Origin of the sequence: Microbacterium sp. JAI119 (assembly GCF_013410135.1) — a bacterium.
Lineage (GTDB): Bacteria > Actinomycetota > Actinomycetes > Actinomycetales > Microbacteriaceae > Microbacterium > Microbacterium oxydans.
In genome coordinates this window covers 508,893-532,223 of record NZ_JACCCK010000001.1, presented here as the reverse complement: position 1 = coordinate 532,223, position 23,331 = coordinate 508,893, and the positions used below count along the sequence as shown (strand labels likewise).

Annotated in this window: 21 protein-coding genes and 1 tRNA gene; 9 read left to right on the top strand and 13 right to left on the bottom strand. The window is 68.5% G+C overall.

Translation table 11 applies throughout. The annotated features are described in order from the left end of the window. Window positions 1-27 precede the first annotated feature (27 nt). Both HDC31_RS02475 and HDC31_RS02470 read left to right on the top strand, forming a co-directional pair. Complete coding sequence (locus tag HDC31_RS02475) at window positions 28-1,419, top strand: FAD-binding oxidoreductase (RefSeq protein WP_179515791.1); 1,392 nt, start codon at window positions 28-30, stop codon at window positions 1,417-1,419. Further along, a complete protein-coding gene (locus HDC31_RS02470) occupies window positions 1,416-2,372 on the top strand; it encodes a CPBP family intramembrane glutamic endopeptidase (protein WP_113681635.1) in 957 nt (318 codons plus the stop codon). Before HDC31_RS02475 ends, HDC31_RS02470 begins: the two co-directional genes overlap by 4 nt. Window positions 2,373-2,416: 44 nt before the next feature. Here HDC31_RS02470 and HDC31_RS02465 read toward each other — a convergent pair whose 3' ends face one another. Further along, window positions 2,417-2,680 carry a hypothetical protein gene (locus HDC31_RS02465; protein ID WP_257021916.1) on the bottom strand — a complete coding sequence of 88 codons (264 nt, stop codon included), beginning with the start codon at window positions 2,678-2,680 and terminating at the stop codon, window positions 2,417-2,419. On the opposite strand from HDC31_RS02465, the gene HDC31_RS02460 reads away from it, so the two are divergent. Further along, the gene (locus HDC31_RS02460) at window positions 2,671-2,811 is read left to right on the top strand and encodes a hypothetical protein (protein WP_179515789.1); all 141 of its coding nucleotides are present in this window, start codon (window positions 2,671-2,673) and stop codon (window positions 2,809-2,811) included. The genes HDC31_RS02465 and HDC31_RS02460 overlap by 10 nt on opposite strands. A gap of 214 nt (window positions 2,812-3,025) precedes the next feature. On the opposite strand, the gene HDC31_RS02455 is transcribed toward HDC31_RS02460, so the two are convergent. After that, window positions 3,026-3,116 (bottom strand) — tRNA-Ser (locus HDC31_RS02455). 51 nt (window positions 3,117-3,167) lie between these two features. Next, window positions 3,168-4,214 (bottom strand): hypothetical protein, encoded by a 1,047-nt coding sequence (locus tag HDC31_RS02450; RefSeq protein WP_113681634.1) that lies wholly within the window; start codon window positions 4,212-4,214, stop codon window positions 3,168-3,170. Window positions 4,215-4,342: 128 nt separating this feature from the next. Here HDC31_RS02450 and HDC31_RS02445 point away from each other — a divergent pair, with 128 nt between their 5' ends. Then, window positions 4,343-5,119 (top strand): hypothetical protein, encoded by a 777-nt coding sequence (locus HDC31_RS02445; protein ID WP_179515788.1) that lies wholly within the window; start codon window positions 4,343-4,345, stop codon window positions 5,117-5,119. 40 nt (window positions 5,120-5,159) lie between these two features. Here the strand turns inward: HDC31_RS02445 and cydC are convergent, their stop codons facing one another. From cydC to HDC31_RS02420, 5 genes are read right to left on the bottom strand one after another with little or no spacing between them, the layout of a single operon-like run. After that, window positions 5,160-6,848, bottom strand: a complete 1,689-nt coding sequence (gene cydC, locus HDC31_RS02440) for a thiol reductant ABC exporter subunit CydC (RefSeq protein WP_179515787.1) — start codon at window positions 6,846-6,848, stop codon at window positions 5,160-5,162. Beyond that, window positions 6,845-8,515: a thiol reductant ABC exporter subunit CydD gene (gene cydD, locus HDC31_RS02435; protein WP_179515786.1), complete on the bottom strand. Its 1,671-nt coding sequence runs from the start codon at window positions 8,513-8,515 to the stop codon at window positions 6,845-6,847. The genes cydC and cydD overlap by 4 nt, the downstream gene beginning before the upstream one ends. Continuing rightward, on the bottom strand, window positions 8,512-9,540 hold the full coding sequence (gene cydB / locus HDC31_RS02430) for a cytochrome d ubiquinol oxidase subunit II (protein ID WP_029259883.1): 1,029 nt from the start codon (window positions 9,538-9,540) through the stop codon (window positions 8,512-8,514). Before cydB ends, cydD begins: the two co-directional genes overlap by 4 nt. Window positions 9,541-9,554: 14 nt before the next feature. Then, window positions 9,555-10,970 (bottom strand): cytochrome ubiquinol oxidase subunit I, encoded by a 1,416-nt coding sequence (locus tag HDC31_RS02425; RefSeq protein ID WP_029259882.1) that lies wholly within the window; start codon window positions 10,968-10,970, stop codon window positions 9,555-9,557. Further along, a complete protein-coding gene (locus tag HDC31_RS02420; protein WP_029259881.1) occupies window positions 10,957-11,667 on the bottom strand; it encodes a metalloregulator ArsR/SmtB family transcription factor in 711 nt (236 codons plus the stop codon). Before HDC31_RS02420 ends, HDC31_RS02425 begins: the two co-directional genes overlap by 14 nt. Window positions 11,668-11,767: 100 nt before the next feature. On the opposite strand from HDC31_RS02420, the gene radA reads away from it, so the two are divergent. Further along, the gene (radA, locus tag HDC31_RS02415) at window positions 11,768-13,135 is read left to right on the top strand and encodes a DNA repair protein RadA (protein ID WP_058630739.1); all 1,368 of its coding nucleotides are present in this window, start codon (window positions 11,768-11,770) and stop codon (window positions 13,133-13,135) included. Between the two features lie 80 nt (window positions 13,136-13,215). Here radA and HDC31_RS02410 read toward each other — a convergent pair whose 3' ends face one another. From HDC31_RS02410 to HDC31_RS02395, 4 genes are all read right to left on the bottom strand, one after another. Further along, window positions 13,216-13,626: a hypothetical protein gene (locus tag HDC31_RS02410; protein ID WP_046747602.1), complete on the bottom strand. Its 411-nt coding sequence runs from the start codon at window positions 13,624-13,626 to the stop codon at window positions 13,216-13,218. Between the two features lie 374 nt (window positions 13,627-14,000). Continuing rightward, window positions 14,001-14,651: a hypothetical protein gene (locus HDC31_RS02405; RefSeq protein ID WP_046747601.1), complete on the bottom strand. Its 651-nt coding sequence runs from the start codon at window positions 14,649-14,651 to the stop codon at window positions 14,001-14,003. A gap of 71 nt (window positions 14,652-14,722) precedes the next feature. Further along, window positions 14,723-15,223 carry an amino-acid N-acetyltransferase gene (locus tag HDC31_RS02400; protein WP_046747600.1) on the bottom strand — a complete coding sequence of 167 codons (501 nt, stop codon included), beginning with the start codon at window positions 15,221-15,223 and terminating at the stop codon, window positions 14,723-14,725. Window positions 15,224-15,498: 275 nt separating this feature from the next. Further along, on the bottom strand, window positions 15,499-18,033 hold the full coding sequence (locus HDC31_RS02395) for an ATP-dependent Clp protease ATP-binding subunit (protein ID WP_046747599.1): 2,535 nt from the start codon (window positions 18,031-18,033) through the stop codon (window positions 15,499-15,501). A gap of 204 nt (window positions 18,034-18,237) precedes the next feature. On the opposite strand from HDC31_RS02395, the gene HDC31_RS02390 reads away from it, so the two are divergent. From HDC31_RS02390 to HDC31_RS02375, 4 genes are all read left to right on the top strand, one after another. Continuing rightward, complete coding sequence (locus HDC31_RS02390; protein WP_113681400.1) at window positions 18,238-18,867, top strand: hypothetical protein; 630 nt, start codon at window positions 18,238-18,240, stop codon at window positions 18,865-18,867. Continuing rightward, complete coding sequence (locus HDC31_RS02385) at window positions 18,867-19,514, top strand: hypothetical protein (protein ID WP_113681399.1); 648 nt, start codon at window positions 18,867-18,869, stop codon at window positions 19,512-19,514. Before HDC31_RS02390 ends, HDC31_RS02385 begins: the two co-directional genes overlap by 1 nt. After that, window positions 19,511-19,747, top strand: a complete 237-nt coding sequence (locus HDC31_RS02380; protein WP_046747597.1) for a helix-turn-helix transcriptional regulator — start codon at window positions 19,511-19,513, stop codon at window positions 19,745-19,747. The genes HDC31_RS02385 and HDC31_RS02380 overlap by 4 nt, the downstream gene beginning before the upstream one ends. Window positions 19,748-19,889: 142 nt before the next feature. After that, entirely contained in the window at window positions 19,890-21,314 is a 1,425-nt protein-coding gene (locus HDC31_RS02375; RefSeq protein ID WP_174799748.1) for a dicarboxylate/amino acid:cation symporter, read from the top strand. 270 nt (window positions 21,315-21,584) lie between these two features. Here the strand turns inward: HDC31_RS02375 and HDC31_RS02370 are convergent, their stop codons facing one another. Further along, window positions 21,585-23,315 (bottom strand): sodium:proton antiporter, encoded by a 1,731-nt coding sequence (locus HDC31_RS02370; protein WP_058632974.1) that lies wholly within the window; start codon window positions 23,313-23,315, stop codon window positions 21,585-21,587. Window positions 23,316-23,331: the final 16 nt, after the last annotated feature.

Below are 23,331 nucleotides of genomic sequence, written 5' to 3'. Positions count from 1 at the left end.
CCCCCGCCTGAACGAAGAGGAGAGACGATGACGAGAGACATCGATTGGGACGCATTGGCAAGCCGTCTGCGCGATGCGATGGGAGAGCGCGTGCTCCGGCCGGGAGGTGATTCGTTCGCGACGGCTGTCGCACTCTGGAGCGCACACCCGACGCATCGCCCGGAGATCATCGCCCAAGTCGCGAGCACTGCAGATGTCCGATACGTGCTCGAATCGGTCCCGGGCGACGTGCCGATCGCCGTCCGAGGCGGCGGCCATGACTGGGTCGGCCGAGCGCGGGCGAAGGGCGGCGTCACCCTCGACCTCTCCCAGCTGCGCGGCGTCCAGATCGATGCGACGGCACGAACCGCCACGGTCCAGGGCGGGGCCCGGCTGGAGGACGTGATCGATGCCGCCGCGGAACACGGCCTCGTTGCCGCAGTGGGCACGGTCAATGAGGTCGGTTTCACCGGGCTCGCCCTCGGCGGCGGATACGGCCCCTATCTCGGGATTCTCGGCCTCGCAACCGACACCATCATCTCGGCAGAAGTCGTTCTTGCCGATGGGTCGATCGTGGCAGCCTCCGATGCGGAGAACGCGGACCTCCTCTGGGCACTTCGCGGAGGGGGCGGGAACTTCGGCGTCGTCACCTCTCTGGAGATCTCCCTGGAGGAAGTCCCAGCCATGCTCGCCGGAACCGTCGTCTTCCCGACGGCCGACATGAGCGAAGTGCTCACCTCCCTCGACCGGGTCCTCCCCACCTTCCCCGATCAGCTCGCCGTCAGCCCCGCGATCGGCAGCGGCCCCGACGGCCACGCCGCGCTGCTCGTGACACTGCACTGGAGCGGCGAAACTGACGAGGGGGCCGGGTGGGTGCGAGCGATCGAACGTCTGGGAACGCCTCTGGCATCCACGATCGGACCCGCCACGCCACAGCAGGCGCTCCACGCGCTCGACGGCATGTTCCCCTCCGGGCGTCACTACACACTCCGCACGGCATCCTTAACCGGCCTCACCCCCGAGGTCATCGAGGTTCTGGCGGACGGAGAGCGACGCCGCACGTCTCCGCTGAGCGCGATCAACATCCACCATTTCCACGGCGCCGCCACCCGCATCAGCGCCGACCATTCCGCATGGGCGCTCCGGGAACCGCACCTCATGGTCGAGATCATCGCAGCCACCGCCGACACGGAAGGTCACGACGAGCAGATCGCCTGGGCGGATCGGATTCTCGACGCGCTCCGCCCCCTCGCCCTCCCTGCCGCCTACCCGAACCTTCTCCCACCTGGCGACACCGCACGCGCCGCCGCGACCTACGACAGCAGCATCTACCACCTCGACGCTGTGAAACGAGACCGGGACCCAACAGGCAGGTTCACCGGCATCCCCATCGGGTTGCCTCATCCTCACCAGCAGACGAACCAAGGAGATCACCCATGACCAACACCGCGCCGAACTGGCTCCTCCAGTCGGACGAACCCGTCCCGAGTCCTCGGGTGCCGTCTGGCGTCGAATACCACCGCGTATATGCCGGCGAGAAGCGTCGCATCCTCCGCGGCATCCTCGCGATCATCCTGGTGGTCGTCGGGATGGTCGTCTTCGCGCAACTGTTCGTGGTGGGGGCGCGCCTCGTCGATACGGAGCTCCTGGGGCGCTCTGGTTTCACGCCGCTCCAGCAGGCTGCGGGCGCGCTGTCGCTCGCCCTGCTCATCCCCTACTCCATGCTGCTGCAGCGCGTGCTCTACGGAGTCCCCTTCCGGTCGATGCACTCCGTAGCCGGACGCTTCCGATACGGCGTGCTCGGACGAGCGCTGCTCGCCTTCGGCCCGGTGCTGCTCCTGGTCGTCGCTGTCGGCTTCCTCCTGGAGCCCGTCGACCAAGTGCCCTGGTCGACATTCGACCTCGTCGCCTACTTCGTGATCGGCATGCTGCTGACACCACTAGCGGCAGCAGGCGAGGAATACGGCTTCCGCGGGTTCATGTTCCGCATCATCGGCGGGTGGACGAGGGGCGCCCGCCTCGGCGCGGTGATCGGCATCGTCATCCCCACGGCCCTCTTCTCGCTCTTCCACGGCTCGCTCGACCCGTACATCCTCACCTCCTACCTCGTGCTGTTCGGATCCTTGGCGATCGTCACTTGGCGCACCGGCGGACTCGAAACCGCCGTCGTCCTCCACGTCGTCTACAACGTGTCGGCCCTCGTGCTCGGCACGACGCTGCACGTCGATCTCGGCGGCGCGCTCAACAGCCGGGGAGAGATCGCAGGATCCATCGCCACCCTCATCCCGAGCGCGGCACTGGCCCTGATCACCGCCGCCGTCTGGTGGATCACGCGGAGGACCGGTCCTGCGCGCACCCCGGCGCCGAACGGCTCAGCCGACCGTCCGTCGTGATCGTCACGATGCCCTCGGATGCGACTCGCTCGCCCCCGAGGGCATCACGCGTCTCGGAGCATGCCTTCGACGGCTGCGACGACCGCGCGCCGATGCGCCGCGATGCGGCGGGGGGCGTCGTGCGCACCCTCGAGCCCCGTGAGGCCGGTCGGAGAGAGCTGCCAGGCCTGCGCGATCGCGTAGATGAAGACGAGGACATCGACCGGCGACAGAGCGCCCGGGCTCGCCACCCGCACCCCGTCCACCTTGGCGGAATACACGTCGCTGGGCTCAGACAGCGCGGAAGGTCGCTCCAACCGTGCCCACATGCTCAGGCGGAGCGAGCGGACTGTCGTGGACGATCCTGCAACCGGGAGAGCTGCTCAACGACGCCGGACGCCTCCGCGTCGAACTCGCACCCAACGGCTCCCTCCCGATCGGCGCTGCGCCGCTGCGGTGACGCCCGCGCACGAGCAGCCCGCGCCAGCCACAGAGTTCGCGAGGTGAATCTCATCCAGCCTAGGCCCAAGCGAGTGGAGAGACTGGGCTCGCGGGCCGGCGACCCGGGCCCAACGGATCATGAGCTGGATACTGCTGCGTTACCGCAGCCAGCCCTTCGAGTGTGACGAAGGCCCCGCATCCCAGTGTTTCCAGGGGATTCGGGGCCTTCGTGGTGGCGGTGACGGTGGGATTTGAACCCACGGTAGGGGGTTACCCTACACAACTTTTCGAGAGTTGCACCTTCGGCCGCTCGGACACGTCACCGCAGAACAGCTTACGCGACGCGGGGCGTCCACGCGAATCGAGAGCAGCAGCTCACCAGGTGCTGGCGACCTCGGCGTGCGTGCGCAGGATGCTCTCGGTCGATCCGGCGGGTGCGCGGCCGATGCCGCATTCCGTCGCGACCCCGAACGCGGAGACGAACGGAGCAGCGGCGGCGATGCGACGTGCGGCACCCTCGACCCCGTCCTCCCGGTGCACGAGCCCCAGGTACAGCTCGTCGACCGGTGCGAGGTCGGTGAGCGGGGCGAAGTAGGCCTCGTCGTCGTGGTCGATCGGCACGGGGAGGTGCAGCCAGGTGAGCGGACGCGCGGATGCGGCCACGACGGCGTTCGCATACCGGACCAGGTTCGCCGCGTCGCGCGGCTCGAAGAAGTGCTTCTCCCCCGCGTCGCCGTAGCAGAGGTGCACGCCCACCTCTGCGTCGGCGGGCACCGCGTCGACCAGGGCGGCCAGCCGTGCGACCAGTCCGTCGAACGGGTCGTCGGACCACCAGGCCTCCATCACGGATCCGTACCCGGCCGCGCGCTCGATGATGCCCATCTCCCTGGCGACGTCCCACTGCACGGCGAGGTCTTCGTGCGGGATGGCGGCCAGGATCTCCTCGAGCTCGCGCAGGATCGCGGCGGTGTAGACGGGCTCGATGGCGCCGCGATCATCGCCGTGGAAGAACGAGGCGATCACGGCGAGCGGCGTGGGCAACGACACCTGGAATCGCACCTCCGCCGGAACCGCACCCTCGGCGCGCAGTCGCTCGAACACCGCGTACGACTCGATCGCGGCGGCTGCGTAGCCGAGCGGCGGCAGCTCGATGGCCGAGGCATCCGCGCCCTCGCCGATGCGCAGACCCCGGGCATCGATGCCGGCGGGGAACGGGATGGGTTCATCGCCGATGCGCTCGATGCCCTCGGCCTGACCGATCACGTCGGGCTGGAACATGATCCAGTGGAACCGCTTGCCGACCTCGCCGTCCGGGATGCGGCGGAGTCGAGTGCCGAGCGTCTCCGCGGCGGTGCGGATCGTGGTCTCGGCGTCGTCGTAGTTCACGCTGCCCACGAGGAGGGCACCCTGCGGCTGAGTCATGCCCCCAGAATATCGGCGGGTCGGCGGCGTTTTCCCCGGCAGCGGCTCCGCCAGGACGGGGATGATCGAGTTAGGATGGCCTTACAACCCGCCGCCTGTGGGGGCAGCGATGACGGGAAGGTTCCATCATGGGCTTCATCACGTCCGAGGCACTGGCCGACACCGGCTACGTCGTGCTCGACGACCACACCTCCGCCACCGATCCCGCTGAATGGCTGGGCCTCGAGTACGTCGGTTGGCGCTCCTCCGGCATCACGCGCTTCGCCCCGCTCACCAGCTATGCCGGCGACGTCGACTGCAACGGCTTCTGGAACCACACCCCGCCGCGCACCGACAAGGACGGTGTCTGGGTCGACTCGCAGGTCGCGATCGCCCCGACGCTCCAGCGCCGGGCCCAGGAACCGGGCGCGGGCATCGGCCGATGCCGCGTGATCGAGCTGCAGCCCAACGAGTACGCCGACGCGATCTACAACCTGCACCAGGACGACAACAACCGCCTCAACGAAGAGGGCACCGGCTGGGTCGTGCGCGGGTTCTTCAACCTCTCCGACGACACCGAGTCGATGCTGATCCTGCGCTCCGACCGCTTCGACCCCGCGACCGAGATCCGCCTGCCGCTGCGCGCCGGCTCCCGCATCATCGTCGACACGCAGCGCTTCTGGCACGCGGTCTGGCACCGCGGCACGGCACCGCGGTACGCCCTCATCACCTCGTGGACCAGCGGCCCCGAGCTCGACGCGCACATCGCCGCCAATCACGGCGACCCGCACCCCAAGACCGTCGACCTCGATCCCCGGTTCGTCGACGCTGCCCAGATCGAGCTGCATCGCCGCATCGAAGAGCGCCGTCGCGCGTTCGAAGCACAGGGCATCGTGATGGAACCGCCCGTGGACATGAACGTCTGAGACGTCGGCCGGCGGGTCTCCCCGCACGGAGCCAACGGTGTCAGACCGTGCGGCCGTCGTGGATCCGCACCACGCGGTCGACCGTCCCCGCTGGCGGCGCCACGTGCGAGATCAGCAGCACCGACTGCTCCCCCGCGGCCAGCAGCAGATCGCGCAGCAGGGCATCCGATGCCTCAGGATCGACGCCCGCCGTCGGCTCGTCGAGCACCAGCACGGGGAAGCCGCGCAGCAGCGCCCTGGCGAGCGAGATCCGCTGCGCCTGACCGCCGGACACCAGCGCGCCGCGGTCACCCACCCTCGCATCGAGGCCCCCGCGCTCCCGCACCCAGTGACCGAGTCCGACCCGGTCGAGCATCGCCAGCAGCTCCTCGTCCGAGGCGGAGTCGCGCGCGAAGAGCAGATTCTGGCGGATGTCCTCGTCGAACAGCTGAGGGCTCTGCTCGCACAGTCCGATCACGCGTCGCAGCGCCGGGCCCGAGAGCTCTGCGGCGTCGCGACCACCCACCAGATACTCGCCCTCCACGCGCAGGAAGCCGACCAGGGTCGCCGCGAGCGAGCTCTTGCCCGCCCCACTCGGTCCCGCGACCAGCACGCGCTCACCGGCGCGGAGGTCGAGGTCGACTCCCTTCAGCGCGGGCGTGCCGCCGGGCCAGGTCGCCCTGACGCCGCGCAGATGCAGCTCGGGAGTGCGCGCGAACTCCACGTCATCCCCCTCGTCGGAACGCAACTCCTCGGGCATCCGCTCCGGGAGCACGTCGACGATGCGCCCGGCGCTCGCGCGCACGCTCCGCCAGGATGCCGCAGCGATCGGCACCGCTCCGAACACCTCGAAGACCACCATCGGCACGAGCACCGCCACGGCCAGCCACGGACCGTCGATCGAGCCGTCCGCAAGGCCCGGAGCCGCAACGGCGAGCGCCCAGACCGATGCCGCCCCGGCCACGGCGGACACGACACCCGCCGCGACGGCCTGAGCGAGGGAGGCACGGTCGACCACGCGTCGCAGAGCCGCATCGGCGGCGGTGATCCGCGCCCGCGCCTGTTGCTCCGCCCCGTAGGCGATGAGCACGTCGAGGCTCCCGAGGTAGTCGACGAGAGCTGCCGAGAGCTCTGCCCGACGCTCCGAGACCCGTGCTTCGGCGTGCGAGCCGAACGCCCAACCGAGTCCGATCGCTGCAGCTGCGGCGGCCAGGAGGCAGACCGCGAGAGCGAGGGCGGCCGGGGGCGAGACGAACGCGAGCAAGCCCACCGCTCCGACCGCGACGAGCGCCGCCACACCGAGCGGCTGCACCACTCGCAGCGGCAGGTTCTGCAGGTTCTCGACGTCGTCCACGAGAGCTGCGAGCACCTGCCCGCGGTCCGTCGAGCCGAGTCCCGCCGGCGACAGAGGGATCAGCCGGCGCACCATGTCGGCACGAGTCGAGGCGAGCTGACGCAGCGCGGCATCGTGTCCGCTCAGGCGCTCCAGATAGCGGGTGACCGCGCGCGAGACGGCGAAGAAGCGCACACCGACGACGGCGATCGACAGCGGCACCAGCGAATCGACGATCGAGGCGCTCACGATCAGCCACCCGCTGACCGCGAGCAGACTCACGGCGGCGGCGGCCGAGAGCAGACCCCAGATCAGTCCCGGTACGAAGCGGCCGAGTGGCGGCTGCGCGAGTCGCAGGATGGCGCCGACCCGGTGACCGCGGGAATGCGCGGCATCGGTTGTGCGGGGTGCAGTCATGCGTTCACCCCCAGCGCCACGATCTGATCCGCGATCTCCCGTGCGGTCCGACGGTGGGAGACGAGGAGGATCGTCGCCCCGGCATCCGCCTTCTCGCGCAACGATCGCCACAGCCGGTCCTCGGTCTCGGGGTCGAGCGCACTCGACGGCTCATCGAGTGCGAGCACCCGTCCGGACGCCGTTGCCTGGCGATACAGGGCGCGGGCGACGGCCACCCGCTGCGCCTGCCCGCCCGACAGTCCCGCCCCCTGCACGCCGAGCTCCAGCGCGGGGTCGATCCCCTCGGCGCAGGCGTCGTCGAGCGCAGCGCGCACCCGACCTGCGTCCGGCTCAGGATCACCGAGGGTGACATTCGCCGCCACTGTCCCGCGCGTCAGTCCAGGTGCCTGTCCGGCCCAGGCGAGCCACACCGACGGCGCGATCCCCCGCACGTCCGCGCCGCCGTAGAACGCCGTCCCCTCGAACTCGACAGCGCCCCGGAGTGCCGCCAGCAGCGACGACTTCCCCGACCCGCTCGGCCCCTCGATGACGGTGATGGTCCCCGGCCCGGCTGCGAACGACACGGGCGGCAGGTCGCGCACCCGCAGACCCTCGACCACGAGGTTTCCGCCGTTCGCCGGTTCCACGGTGGTGTCCACATGCATGACCGATTCACGGATGCCGGGGGTTTCGGCGGCGATTCCTCCGACATCCGTCGAAAGCTCCTGCATCCGCGCGCGCTCCCCCGCCGCATCGAGCACCTCGAACACGTCCTCCGTCGCCGCGACCCCCTCGGCCGCCGCGTGGAACTGCACCCCCACCTGCCGGATGGGCAGGAACGCCTCGGGAGCGAGCAGCAGCACGAACAGCCCCACCTCGAGGGTCAGATCGCCCGACAGCAGCCGGAAGCCGACCGACACCGCGATCAGGGCCACCGCGATCGAGGCCAGCAACTCCATCGCGAAGCCGGACAGGAACGAGAACCGCAGCACCTTCATGGTCTCGCGGCGGTACTCGTCGGCGGTGACCTCGATGCGGTCGGCCGCACGCCGGTCGCGTCCGAACAGTCGCAGCGTCGACAGCCCCTGCACCGTGTCGGCGAAGCGTGCCGCGAGGCGCTGCAGCGTCTGCCACTGCCGGGTCTGCACGGTGCGGGTCGCCATGCCGATCAGGATGAGGAACAACGGGATCAGCGGCAGCGTGATCACTGCGGTGAGTCCGCTCGGCCAGTCCTGCCACCACATGACCGCGACGAGCACCGGCGTCGCGATCACGGTCAGCACGAGCTGCGGGATGTACCGGGCGAAGTAGGCGTCGAGAGCTTCGAGCCCGTGACCGGCCGTGACCGCGAGCGCCGTCTGATTGCGCTGCGCGAGCCACCCTGGCCCGAGCCTCCCGACCGCAGCCACGAGCGCCGTGCGCAGCTGCATCCCCGTCTTGGCGGCCGCCCGTGTGCCCGCGGCATCCGAGGCCGCGATGAGCAGGCCGCGCAGCAGAGCCGTGAGCAGCAGCCAGAGCAGCGACGAGGTGACGTCACGCCCCGCGAGGGCCCCCGTGATCGCGTCGGTCAGCAGCCACGCGAAGACGATCGTGACCGCCGTCTGGACGACGCCGATCAAGGCGGATGCCGCGAGGAAACCCCTCGCGGCACCCGCGTATCGCAGCAGTCTCGGATCGACGGGTTTCACGCGTGCGCCGGAGCCCCCTCGATGGATTTCCGGGTGACGCGCTTGCGGAACACCCAGTAGGTCCACGCCTGGTACGCGAGCACGAGCGGCATCGCGATCAGGGCCGTCCAGCTCATGATCTGCAGCGTGTACGGGGTGCTCGAGGCGTTGGCGATCGTGAGGCTGTAGGCCGGGTCGATCGTCGACGGCATCACGTACGGGAACAGGGCGGAGAACAGCATGACCACGGCGAACATGACCGTGAGCATGCCGGCGAAGAACGCCCACCCGTCGCGACGGACGAGCGAGAAGCCGACCGCCGCGATCAGGCTGACCGCCGCGAGCGCACCGGCTGCGATGACCAGCCAGAGCAGCGGAGCCTCGCGGCCCATCGCGATCGCGACCGTCCAGATCACCGTCGCGGCTGCGACGAGGATCGTCGGGATGGCGGCCTTCTTCGCGAGCTTCTGCGCATCCTCATGCACCTGACCATCCGTCTTGAGTGCCACGAACAGCACCCCGTGCAGGAAGAAGAGCAGCAGCGTGGTGACGCCCACCAGCAGTGCGTAGGGGTTCAGCAGGGAGAAGAAGCCGCCGACGAAGATGTGGTTCTCGTCGATCGCGACGCCCTGCACGATGTTGCCGAACGCCACACCCCACAGCAGCGCGGGAACGACAGAGCCGATCACGATCATCCGGTCGAAGCCGGCCTTCCACTTCGCGCTGTCGCGCTGGTGCCGGTACTCGAACGAGACACCGCGCAGGATCAGCGCGAGCAGGATCAGCAGCAGCGGCAGGTAGAAGCCGCTGAACAGCGTGGCGTACCACTCGGGGAACGACGCGAACAGCACGGCGCCGGCCACGATGACCCAGGTCTCGTTGAGATCCCAGACCGGGCCGATCGTGTTGATGACCTGTCGGCGCGAGACGTCGTTCTTGCCGAGGAACGGCAGGGACATGCCGACTCCGAAATCGAAGCCGTCCAGGACGAAGTAGCCGACGAAGAAGAAGGCGACGATGAAGAACCAGAGTGTTGCGAGATCCATGATGCTCCTCCCTCTCAGTAGACGACCGACGGCAGCTGGGCCGTCTCGTCATGCGGCTTCTCTTCGGTGTCGGGCCCCTTCTGGGCGGCCCGGATGATGAGGCGGATCTCCACGACGGCGAGCGCCGCATAGATCGCGGTGAACGCGATGAGCGATATCAGCACCTCGAGCCCGCTGACGCCCGGCGAGACACCGTCCTGCGTCGTCATCAGCCCGAACACGATCCAGGGCTGTCTGCCCATCTCGGTGAAGACCCAGCCCATGATGTTGGCGGCCAGCGCGAGCGGGAACGACCAGATGGCGACCTTCCACATCCACGGTGCGACCGGCTTCTTGGCGCCCTTGCGGGTGACCCAGAGGCCCGCGACGGCGACGAGCGCCGCGGCGATGCCCAGGCCGATCATCCAGCGGAAGGCCCAGTACGTGATCCACAGCACCGGGGCGAAGTCGGTCAGACCGGTGGCGGCGTAGGTCTGCGCGTACTCGGCGTTCAGATCGTTGATGCCGTGCACACACGCGTCGAGGGTGTGTGTCGACAGCAGCGAGAGCAGATAGGGCACGCGGATGGAGAACAGTTCGGAGCTGCCGTCCGGGGTGCCGAGCGTGAAGATGCTGAACGAGGCATCGGGACCGCAGACCGTGTTGAACGTGGCCTCGGCCGCCGCCATCTTCATGGGCTGCGCAGCGTACATCGCGAGGCCCAGCTGGTCGCCCGTGAGCACGACGCCCGCGGTCGAGACGATCATGGCCCACAGCCCGAACTTGAGCGAGATGCGCATGGTGTCGAAGTGCTGGCCGCGCGAGAGGTGCCAGGCCGAGACCGAGATCACGACACCGGCGGCGAACATGAACGCACCGAAGATCGTGTGCGGGAACGCGGCGAGCGCGACGGGGTTGGTCAGCAGCGCCCAGAAGTCGGTCAGCTCGGCGCGGTTGGTCGCCTCGTTGAACGTGTACCCGACGGGGTTCTGCATGAAGGCGTTGGCGGCGATGATGAAGTACGCCGACAGGATGCTGCCGATCGAGACGCACCAGATCGTGGCGAGGTGCAGCTTCTGCGGGAGCTTGTCCCAGCCGAAGATCCAGAGGCCGATGAAGGTCGCCTCGAAGAAGAAGGCCAGCAGGCCCTCGAAGGCGAGCGGGGCGCCGAACACGTCACCGACGAAGCGGGAGTAGTCGGACCAGTTCATGCCGAACTGGAACTCCTGCACGATGCCGGTGACGACGCCCATGGCGAAGTTGATCAGGAAGATCTTCCCGAAGAAGCGGGTCAGGTGCAGGTACTGCACCTTGCCGGTGCGCACCCACGCGGTCTGGAAGATCGCCGCGACCAGCGCCATGCCGATCGTGAGCGGCACGAAGAGGTAGTGGTAGACGGTCGTCAGGCCGAATTGCCATCGGGCCAGAGCGAGCGGATCAAGCCATTCCATGCACGACTCCTGTTCTGTGGTGCCGCTGCTTCGTGCTGTGACGCAGCGTTCCCTCGACCAGCGGCGCGGTGGTGTCGCGCAGCTGCACGGTGCAGTCCGACGGGAGGACAGCGTCGCGCACGCACTCGGCTTCGAGTGGTCCGCCTGCCTCGTTCAGGACGCCTTGCATGAGTTCCAGGTGCACGCGGCACAGCATCGGGCGGTCTTCCGACCGTCCGGCGGCGTGCGGGCACGGGCTGAGGTCGACCGTGAGACTGCGGTCGTCGAGCACGGGCTCGAAGCCGCTCTCCTCCAGGTGCTCGACGAGCGCATCGAGCTGATAGGTGGCTTCGCGCCCGAGTCCGGACGCCGCGTCGGGGAGCATGCTCCGCATCAGGTCGCCACGGCGGGCGGCCGCCTTCGCCTTGTCTCGGGCAACGGGACTGGAGGCCCCTGGCGCTCCGGTCGCCGCGCTGTACAGCGTGCGCGGTCGGCCCCGCGTCGTGCGGTGCTCGATCGTCGGGATCACGTAGCCGCCCTCGATCAGGCGCTGCAGGTGCTCGCGGATCGTGTTGGGGTGCAGCCCTGTGGCTTCGCACAGCTGGGTGATGGAGAGCTCGCCCCGGGTCTGCGAACTTCCCGCTTCGAAGAGCAAGTGCAGGATCTGCACCCGGGAGTAGCTCGAGATCGGCCCGCAGACGGGCCCGCCGTTGGCCATGAACCCAGTATCCCGCGACACTGCGAGTTTGCCGAGAGGATGGGCCGTGAATAAACACCTGGCCGATAGGGATGTCTGATGCCGGCGATAGCCTGGGGGCATGGCCACCCGGAAACCCGCTCCTCCTGCGTACGTGTGCACGGAATGCGGGTGGACCACCGCCAAGTGGGTCGGACGCTGCGGCGAGTGCCAGCAGTGGGGAACGGTGCAGGAGCAGGCAGCGCAGACCGGCATCCTCCGTCGGGTGGGGCCGGTCGCGCCGACGGCCGACCGTGCCGCCCGGCCCATCACGCAGATCACGACGCAGGATGCACCTCGTCGCTCGAGCGGCGTCGGCGAGTTCGACCGTGTCCTCGGCGGCGGCATCGTGCCGGGGGCGGCGATCCTGCTCAGCGGTGAACCCGGCGTCGGCAAGTCCACGCTTCTGCTGGAGGTGGCAGCGCAGGCGGCTCGCGGCGGACGCCGTGTGCTCTACGCGAGCGCCGAGGAATCCCCCGGTCAGGTGCGCCTGCGTGCCGAGCGCACTGGCGCGCTGCACGACGAGCTGTATCTCGCGAGCGAGACCGATCTGGCGACCATCCTCGGCCACATCGACGAGGTCAAGCCGCAGCTCGTGATCGTCGACTCGGTGCAGACCGTCTCGTCGTCCCTGATCGACGGCGCCGCCGGGCAGCCCAGCCAGGTGCGAGAGGTGGCTGCCACACTGATCCGCATCGCCAAGGATCGCGACCTGCCGATCATCATCGTCGGCCACGTGACAAAAGACGGTCAGGTCGCCGGGCCCCGTGTGCTCGAGCACCTCGTCGACGTGGTGTGTCACTTCGAGGGCGACCGTCAGACCTCGCTGCGCTTCGTCCGCGCGCTCAAGAACCGCTTCGGTCCGACCGACGAGGTGGGCTGCTTCGAGATGACCGGCGACGGCATCGCCGAGGTGCCAGACCCCTCAGGGCTCTTCCTCTCGCAGGGGGCGACCGAGCCAGGCACGTGCGTGGCGATCTCGCTCGAGGGTCGACGCGCCCTTCCCGTCGAGGTGCAGGCGCTCACGGTGCCGAGCAACGCCCCGAACCCGCGCCGCATCGTGCACGGCGTCGACTCTTCGCGGGTCGCCATGGTGCTGGCCATCCTCGAGAAGAGAGCCGGCATCGCGACCGGCAGCCTCGACGTCTACGTGTCCACGGTCGGCGGTGTGCGCTTCACCGAACCCGCGGCCGACCTCGCGATCGCCATCGCCGTGGCGGGTTCCATCCAGCAGATCTCGGTTCCGCGCACGGTCGCGGCGGTGGGCGAGCTGAGCCTCGCCGGGGAGATCAGGCCGGTCACGCAGGCGGCCCAGCGACGCTCCGAGGCCGCGCGCCTCGGCTATGAGCAGGTGGTCGACGATCGTTCGAAGACGCTCCGAGCCGCGCTGAGCGATGTGCGCGCGCGCAACACCTCACGCCGATCCGACCGCGACATCCCCCCGTTCTGACCGCCCGCGCTTCCGCGTCGCGGTTTTGACGTCGAAGGTCAGGCATGGAGGGTCTGACGCCGTGTGTCTGACGTCGCGTGTCAGGCGTCGAGCGCCTTGAGCAGCTCAGCGGGATCGGCCTGCATCGGGTGCGGTCCGGCGATATCGAGGAACACCGTCGTGATCGGGTGCGCCGCGAGGAACTTCCGCAGCCAGTCCGCGCTGTAGATGCCCACTCCTGGAGGCAGGTTGGCAGGCTTGTTCTTCGCGTCGCTGAAGAGCAGCAGGGCGAGGTCACCGGTGTTCGGGTCGCGATACGTCCACACCTCGCCGCTGTCGAGAGGGTTGTCCCGCGCGCCGGGCTTGATGAGCGGGACGATCGTGGTGCCGTGCCGGAGGGCGAGCGCGACCGCAGCGACATCCTGCTTCTCCAGAGCCTGCGCCAGAGCGTCCGAACGGAAATCCTCGGGTGCCGGCTTGTTCTTTCCGGACTTCGCCTTCTTCGCTGCCATGCATCCAGCTTATGCAGAGCGCCGGGCGCAGAGTGCCGATCCGACAGCGGAGACGATTGGGGCCCTCTCGAGTCCCACATTGGGGACTGGGGTACTCGAGAGGGCCCTCGGACTCTCGTGCGGCGATGTCGAAGCGCTGGGGACGCTGTAGTTCGACGCCACTGGGGATGGCTTGTTGCCGCAGATGCGGAGAGTCGCTTCTATGGTATCCCAAAGAGTGGGGGATGTCAGCATCGTGCGGCGAAGGCAGGCGACATCGCTCCATTTCGTGCGATACCCGTCGAGCGACGACGGATTTCGAAGGCGCCGACTGAGATCGCTTCGAACTCAGCGGGACGGAGCTGCGCAGCGATCGGTCGTCGGTGCGACGTCGTTCAGTAGAGCAGGATCTGCGCGCTCGAGGGGCTCGTGAAACCGCCGATGGATACCTCGACGTGGTACGAGGCTCCGCCCCCAGGCGCTCGCTGTCGATTCTCCTGGGCACAGGTCTCGACACTCGACCGGGTGCGATCCCAGGTGACGGGGTCCTTGCTCGTGACCGTGGTACCCGCCGTGAGCGTGGCGATCATGCTGCTCGGGTTCTCCTGGCAGTCGGTCGAACGCCACCATTCGTCCGAGCCGCTGGAGATCGTGAACGCCTGGGTGGCGGAACCGACGTCGAGCGTGCAGTCCTTCGTGCCCTTGTTGGTCAGCGAGATCGAGAGCTTCGGCAGAACGCCGGGCGCATAGCTCTCGGCGTCGGTCACGGCGGCGACCTCGATGTCCGCCGCCTCGCAGGCGACGATCGCCGGCGTCTGCTCGGAGGAGGGATCGGGAGAGGGCGACTGCCCCTCGGTCGTCGCGCCCGCGGACGGTGACGGCGACGTGGAGGGGGTGGACGTCGGCGTCGATGACGTGTCGGCCGAGGCCCACGGGCGGGCGATCAGCAACCAGGCGCCGATGCCGATCGCGGCGACGGCCAGGATGAGACCGAGGATGACGACCAGTCGCCGACGACGGTAGACGGCGGCAGAGCGACGGGGCATGACTCCAGGCTAAGCGATCCGCCGCGCTCAGCCTGGGAGGCCCCACGGCACACGCGGACGAACGTGCGTGGTCAGAGCACCTTGAGCATGCGCGTGTTGCCGAGCGTGTTCGGCTTGACGTGGGCGAGGTCGAGGAACTCCTCCACACCCGCGTCACCGCTGCGCAACAGCTGCGAGTACACGTCCGAGTCGACCACCTGCTCGCCGATCGGGGTGTAACCGCGCCGCCCGAAGAAGTCGACCTCGAACGTGAGGCAGAACAGGCGGGTCAGGCCGAGCGTCTTGGCGTTCTCCTCCAGACGGTCGACGATCGCGCGCCCGACACCGTGGTGCAGCCAGTCGTCGCGCACGAGCAGAGTGCGCACCTCGCCGAGGTCTTCCCAGAACACGTGCAGCGCACCGCATCCGATCAGCACGCCATCGGCCTCTGCGACGACGAACTCCTGCACCGCGCCGTACAGCACCGCCAGGTCTTTGCCGAGCAGGATGCGCTGTTCGACGAGCGGCTGCAGCAGGTCACGGATGCCGACGATGTCGGCGCTGCGCGCCGGACGGACGATGTACTCGCTCACACCACAAGCCTAGAACCCACCCCTGGGCATGTCCCTCAGCCGGGGTCGGTATGCCAAAACCCAGACCATCCGATGCCCTCGAGGCGTGTCCGGCCTGGACGCGCCGAGGCGCCGCGGCATGGTCTGGGTTTTCGCACGAAGCGGGGACACACGAGGCGGGGACACAAGAGGCGGGGACGCAAGAGGCGGGGACGCAAGAGGCGGGGACGCAAGAGGCGGGGACGCAAGAAGGGGCGGATGCCGCAGCATCCGCCCCTTCTCGTGGTTCCGGGAGGTCACTCCCCGCTGGCGACCGCCAGGTCGGGGGTGCCGGAGATCGCGCCGCCGCCGGTGTTCACACCGACCGCGACGGGACCGCCATCGCGCGGGCCGTGCTCGAACAGGAACTGCCCGTCCTTCGCGTCGACCTTCACGTGGTCTCCGGAGTTGAGCTCACCGTGCAGGATCTTCTCGGACAGACGGTCCTCGACCTCGTGCTGCATCGCGCGACGCAGCGGTCGGGCGCCCAGGGCCGGGTCGAAGCCGATCTCGATCAGACGCTCCTTGGCGGCCTGCGACAGCTCGATCGTCATGTCGCGGTCCAGCAGACGCTCGCCGAGGCGCTTGGTGAACAGATCGACGATCTGCACCAGCTCTTCCTTCGACAGCTGCGGGAACACGATGATGTCGTCGACACGGTTGAGGAACTCGGGCTTGAAGTGCCGCTTGAGCTCTTCGTTCACCTTGCCCTTCATCCGGTCGTAGCTGGTCGAGTCGTTGCCCTCGATCTGGAAGCCGACGGGTCCACCGGCGATGTCGCGCGCACCGAGGTTGGTGGTCATGATGATGACCGTGTTCTTGAAGTCCACGATCCGACCCTGACCGTCGGTGAGACGACCCTCTTCCAGGATCTGCAGCAGCGAGTTGAAGATGTCCGGGTGCGCCTTCTCGATCTCGTCGAAGAGGACCACGCTGAACGGCTTGCGCCGCACCTTCTCGGTGAGCTGGCCACCCTCTTCGAATCCGACGAATCCGGGAGGGGCACCGAACAGACGCGACACGGTGTGCTTCTCACCGAACTCGCTCATGTCGAGGGAGATCAGCGCAGCTTCGTCGTCGAACAGGAACTCGGCGAGAGCCTTGGCCAGCTCGGTCTTTCCGACACCCGTGGGGCCGGCGAAGATGAACGAGCCGGAGGGACGCTTCGGGTCCTTGAGGCCGGCACGCTGACGACGGATGGTCTTGGAGAGGGCGGCGATGGCCTCCTCCTGACCGATGACGCGCTGGTGCAGCGCCTTCTCCATGAAGACGAGTCGGCTGGACTCCTCCTCGGTCAGCTTGAACACGGGGATGCCCGTCGCCTGGGCGAGCACCTCGGCGATCAGACCCTCGTCGACGACCGCCTGGGTCGCGACGTCGCCCGCACGCCACTGCTTCTCGAGGCGCAGACGCTCCGCGAGGAGGCTCTTCTCCTCGTCGCGCAGGGAGGCGGCCTTCTCGAAGTCCTGCTCCTCGGAGGCGACTTCCTTCTGCTCGCGCACGGCGGCGATCTTCTCGTCGAACTCACGCAGCTCGGGCGGGCTGGACAGGATCGACAGACGCAGACGTGCGCCGGCCTCGTCGATCAGGTCGATGGCCTTGTCCGGGAGGAAGCGGTCCGAGACGTAGCGGTCGGCGAGGTTCGCCGCGGCCACGATCGCGCCGTCGGTGATCTGCACCTTGTGGTGCGCCTCGTAGCGGTCGCGCAGACCCTTGAGGATGTTGATCGCGTGCGGCAGCGTGGGCTCGTTCACCTGCACCGGCTGGAAGCGGCGCTCGAGCGCGGCGTCCTTCTCGAAGTGCTTGCGGTACTCGTCGAGCGTGGTGGCACCGATCGTCTGCAGCTCGCCGCGGGCGAGGAGAGGCTTCAGGATGCTGGCCGCGTCGATCGCACCCTCGGCGGCGCCCGCACCCACGAGGGTGTGGATCTCGTCGATGAAGACGATGATGTCGCCGCGCGTGCGGATCTCCTTGGTGACCTTCTTCAGACGCTCCTCGAAGTCACCGCGGTAGCGGGAACCGGCGATGAGCGAGCCGAGGTCGAGCGAGTAGAGCTGCTTGTCCTTCAGCGTCTCGGGCACATCGCCCTTGACGATCGCCTGGGCCAGCCCCTCGACGACGGCGGTCTTGCCGACGCCCGGCTCGCCGATCAGGACGGGGTTGTTCTTGGAACGGCGGGAGAGGATCTGCATGACCCGCTCCGCCTCCTTCTCGCGCCCGATCACCGGGTCGAGCTTGTTGTCGCGTGCGGCCTGGGTGAGGTTGCGACCGAACTGGTCGAGCACGGCCGAGCCGCCCTGAGCGCCCGCCTGCGAGTCGTTGGTCTGCGCACCGACGGACGCCGGCTCGCGACCGGGAGCGCCGGAGAGCAGCTGGATGACCTGCTGGCGCACCTTGTTGAGGTCGGCGCCGAGCTTGACGAGCACCTGGGCGGCGACGCCCTCGCCCTCGCGGATGAGGCCGAGCAGGATGTGCTCGGTGCCGATGTAGTTGTGGCCGAGCTGGAGGGCCTCGCGGAGGCTGAGCTCGAGAACCTTCTTGGCGCGCGGGGTGAACGGGATGTGGCCGGTCGGCTGCTGCTGACCCTGGCCGATGATGTCCTGCACCTGCTCGCGCACGGCGTCGAGGGAGATGCCGAGCGACTCGAGCGCCTTGGCAGCGACACCTTCACCCTCGTGGATGAGACCGAGCAGGATGTGCTCGGTTCCGATGTAGTTGTGGTTGAGCATCTTCGCCTCTTCTTGGGCGAGGACAACCACTCGACGGGCTCGGTCCGTGAATCTCTCGAACATGCTGTGACTCCTTATTCGCACGGGGCGAAGCGCTGACACCTATGGCGTTCTCTGCGCCTGTACATCGAGAGTAACCACCGCGAACGGCACGTATGCCCGTGTTCGCCGTGGGCATACCGGAGGTTGACGGGGTTATCGACTGTCGTTATGTTAACGAAAGTCGATAACAACGGGTCCGAACCGGGCCACGGAGAAGGAGGCGCCATGACCGATGTACCGACCGCGACCAGAGCGGCGAGCCTGGTGGAGAAGACCGTGCTGGGTGTCATAGCCGGAGCCGCGGGAGCCATCGCGGTCGTCGATCTGATCGGCGCAGGCGTCCGCACCGCCGTCCTGATGACGGGCGAGTCCGTCACCGTCCCGTCGATGCCGCTGAGCACGGCCGAGGCGCCCGCAGTGCTCGCGGCGTCCTCGAACATCTCCGATGCACAGTACGACACCGTCACGCTCACCGCCTCCGGCCTCAGCCTGTCTCCCCGCCTCCTGCTCGCCATCGCCGATGCGCTCGCGGTCCTGGGCCCGATCGTGCTGTGCCTCGCGGTCGCCTGGCTGTGCATCCGGCTCTTGATCGGTCGCCCCTTCGGCAGCGCGGCGACCTGGGGCATCGCCGTCGCCGCGCTCGCCGTCATGGCGGGCGGTCTGATGAGCCAGGCGGTGCGCGCGAATGCGTTCAGCGAGATCACCTCCGAGCTGAACCTCGTCTCCGGTGGCGTTCCGGCGTTCGAGATGTCGATCGACCTCGCCCCGTTCGGGTGGGGCTTCGCGCTCGTGGTCGTCGCCGGCGCGTTCGAGATCGGTCAACGCCTACAGCGCGACACGGAAGGACTCGTCTGATGAACACCACCGCAGCCGCAACCAAGGCCACCCGCTCCGAGACGGCGGACGCGATCACCGTGATCCTCTACGCCGCCGCGGCTCTGGTCGCAGTGGCGTTCGCCACGATCCTGCGCGTCGCCGGCACCTTCCGCGACTCCGGGATCGCGTGGTCGATCCCGATCGACGAGCAGCCGATCTCGGCGACCACCGACTCCGGCGCGATCTCCGTCGAGGGGATAGCGCAGGATGCGATGGTCTTCGCCACCGGTGTGAACACGGTGTCGGTCGGGGCGATCATCGCCGCCATCACCCTGTGGGCGCTCGCGGCCCTGCTGGTGATCGGGTCGGTCACGCTGGTCGCCTGGAACTTCCTGCGCGGACGTTTCTTCGTGCGCGGCAACGCCCGCGCGTTCGATGTGATCGGCTGGACCCTGGTCGTGGCGCCGATCCTGATCGTCATGTTCGAGACCATGGGCCGCAACGGCGTCACCTCAGCACTCGGCCTCGGTGAGGGAGAGCCTGCGCATCCGATCGAGTTCTGGAGCGTCGCTCCGATCTTCGCGACCGGCGTGACCGTGGGCCTGATCGCCGTCGCTTTCCGCCGCGGCATCCGCCTGCAGAACGAGAAGCTCGCGCTCGAGAAGGAAACGGAGGGGCTGGTGTGACCCCGGCGGAGAGCGACGACGAGTTCACCGGCATCCACTGCCGACTCGATGAGCTGCTCGCCGATCGCGGGATGACCCTCACCGAGCTGAGCGCCGCGGTCGGGGTGAGCATCGTGAACCTGTCGGTTCTGAAGAACGACCGCGCCCGCGCCATCCGCTACTCCACCCTTCGCGCGATCTGCGAAGCGCTCGACTGCGAAGTGGGCGAGCTGCTGGTGCTCGCTCCCCGCTGAACTCCCCCCCGCTGAGCTCACTCCCCCGCTGAGCTCGGGAGCGTCATCCTTCGTCATATCCACCCAGGGAATTCTCAGGGAGTCATAGCGTTGGGCCTCATGGCGCGCACTCGGCGCGCCGCGATCCTGGAGTCCCCACCCCATGAGCACCACCGCACGCGCCCAGAAGGCGCCAGACACCCGCGGACCGGTCCGGAAGCTGCTGACGTCGTTCGGCTTCCAGATCCTCGCCGCCCTCGTCCTCGGCGTCGCCGCCGGTCTGATCGGCCGCCAGCTCGGCGCCACCGCCGAGAACCCGAACGGCCTGTCGGCGACCCTCGACACGATCGGCAGCTCGTACGTGACGCTGCTGCGCGCCGCCGTCGTCCCGCTGATCTTCACGGCCATCGTCGCCAGCATCTCGAACCTGCGCCGCGTGCAGAACGCTGCACGCCTGGCAGGGCAGACGATCCTGTGGTTCGCGATCACCGCGTTCGTCGCCGTGATCATCGGCATCGTCCTCGGCCTCGTGATCCAGCCGGGCAACCGCGCCGGTGAGGGCCTCGAGACCGGCGACCCGTACACGGTCGGCACCTGGTGGAACTTCCTGCTGGGTCTCATCCCGCAGAACTTCCTCGGGCTCACGGTCAGCACCAACCCCGGTGCCGTCGAAGGCACCTTCAGCTCCAGCGTCGGCTTCAACATCCTGCAGGTCATCGTGGTCGCGGCCGTCGTCGGCATCGCCGCGCTCAAGGCCGGCAAGAAGGCAGAGCCGTTCCTCGTGTTCACCGAGTCGCTGCTCAAGGTCATCCAGCGCGTGCTGTGGTGGATCATCCGCATCGCCCCGCTCGGCACGTTCGGCCTCATCGGCTCTGCAGTGATCAAGTACGGCTGGGAGAAGCTGGCCTCACTCGGCTGGTTCGCCGCCGCGGTGTACATCGGCCTCGCGCTCGTGCTGTTCGTCGTCTACCCCGTCCTGGTCAAGACGCACGGCCTGTCGATCAAGCAGTACTTCTCCGGCGTGTGGCCCGCGGTGCAGCTGGCCTTCGTCAGCCGTTCCTCGATCGGCACGCTGCCCCTCACCGAGCGCGTGACCGAGCGCAACCTCGGAGTGCCCCGCTCCTACGCCTCGTTCGCCGTGCCGCTGGGCGCGACCACGAAGATGGACGGCTGCGCCGCGATCTACCCGGCCATCGCCGCGATCTTCGTGGCACAGTTCTTCGGCATCGAGCTGAACTTCGTGCAGTACCTGCTGATCGTGATCGTCTCGGTCGTCGGTTCCGCCGCCACCGCCGGAACCACCGGCGCGGTGGTCATGCTCACGCTGACACTGTCGACGCTCGGTCTGCCGCTCGAGGGCGTCGGGCTGCTGCTCGCGATCGACCCGATCCTCGACATGGGCCGCACCGCGGTCAACGTCGCGGGTCAGGCGCTGATCCCGACCATCGTCGCCAAGCGCGAGGGCATCCTGAACGAGGAGCTCTACAACGCTCCGCGCGAGGGCCTCCCCTTCGCCGACGACTCCGGCGACGACGACGCTCCCGAGGCGGACGCGTCCGCCGACAAGGAGCCGGTCAGCGCACGCTGACCCCCTCTCCCTCTCTCCCTCTCTCCCTCTCTCCCTCTCCCCCCTCTCCCCCCTCTCCCCCTCCTCCCTCCCCGTCTCTCCTCCGCCGAGACCCACGCGCGTCGTCGAGACCCACAGTCGCAGACGTCTCAGACGATGGGTCTGGGCGACGACGATGGGTCTCGGCGGAGGTGGGGAGGGGGGGGAGGGGGAGGGGGAGCGGGAGGGGAGGAGGGAAGAGGGGGAGGGGGAGAGAGGGGGAGAGGGGAGGAGGGGGAGCGGGAGGGATCGTCAGGCGCGGCTCTGTTGACGGGTGGCACCGCGCGTGTCGAGCGCGAGCTCCTCGGCATCCATCGCGGCGATGAGCTCCCGCATCACCTCTTCGTCGAGATTGCCGGCGTCGCGCTCGGCGAGGAGGATGTCGCGGCGCACCTGCAACCACCCTCTGGACAGCGCGACGAGGTCGTCATAGGAGGGCCGGGTCACGGCGTCCTCGACCTTCTGCGCCTCGTCGGTGTCCTTCTCCACCCGGGTCATACGCTTCGTGAACGCGTCGAACACGCTCAGATCGACCTCGCCGTACTTCGCCTCCCACTCCACGCGCTTCTCGGCGAGATAGGCCTTGCCGGCCTCGCGGCTCTTCTCCCGCACTTCCGCAAGAGCCGCCTCGTCCTCCGCCTCATCCGCGTCGCGCTCGATGCCGAGACCACGGATCAGCATGGGCAGCGTGAGCCCCTGCAGCAGCAGGGTGCCCACCGTGACGATGAACGCGACGACGACGATCGCGTGCGACGCCTCGGTGTCGAGGGTCGCGAGGTCGGCCGCCGCCACCGCGATCGCCAGCGTCACCACCCCGCGCATGCCCGCCCAGGAGATGACGGCGCTGTCCTTCCACGTGAGGGTGAGTCCCGCCATCTGCTCCCGGACGATGTGGCTGCGCAGTTCGTCCGCCGTGTAGTTCCCCCAGCGACGCGACCTGCGGTGACGTTTCTCGAACTCCCCGGATTCCACACCGCGATCCCAGCGCTCGAGACGCTTGCGGTCCTGGAAGTTCGACCACGCACTGGTCGGGTAGATGTAGAGGGGCCGCACGATGACCACCACGAGCAGCACCGCGCCGGAGAGCAGCAGGATCTGTCCGACGGACTCGCTGCCGAGGTCGCTGAGCACGCGAGGGAACTGCAGCCCGATGTAGGCGAACACGAAGCTCTCCAGCAACAGGTCGGCCGAGAGCCACAGCGGCTTCTCCTGTTGGCGCGTCGTGTAGTCGGTGCGCGGCGAGTTGTAACCGACGTAGAGCCCCATCGCCACGACGGCGAGGACTCCCGATCCGAGCAGATGCTCGGCGATCGCGTACGCACCGAACGGAGCGAGCAGTCCGAAGGTGCCGATGACGACCGGATCGCTGATGCGCATGCGCAGCTGGTGCAGGACGATCCCGAAGACGAGTCCGACGGCGACACCGACGCCGACAGCCAGCAGGAACTGCAAGACACCGCCCCACACCGAGACCGTCGCCCCGGCGAGGATCGCCGCGAACACCCGGTACAGGGTGAGCGAGGTCGCGTCGTTGATGAGGCTCTCGCCCGACAACACGGTCATGATGCGTCGAGGCAGTCCGAGCCGACGACCGATCGCCGCGGCGGACACCGCGTCGGGAGGAGCGACGATCGCGCCCAGCAGCAGTGCGCCGGGAAGCGTGAGCGAGGGCAGGATCCACCAGGCGACGAACCCGACAGCGAGGGCCGTGAGCAGCACGAGCCAGATCCCGAGACGGCGGATCTGCGGCAGGCTGCGCTTGAACCCGACGAAGGAGACATCGAGGGCGGCCGAGTACAGCAGCGGCGGCAGCACGAGACTCAGGAGCACATGCCCGTCGATGTCGAGATCGGGCACGAACGGGAGGAACGACGCGGCGAGCGCGACCACCGTCACGAGCAGAGGTGCAGGCCATCCACGCCACCGCGCGAAGGCGGCGACGGCGACCGAGCCGACGAGGACGTAGAAGATGCCTGCTTCCATGCCTCAACGGTAGTGG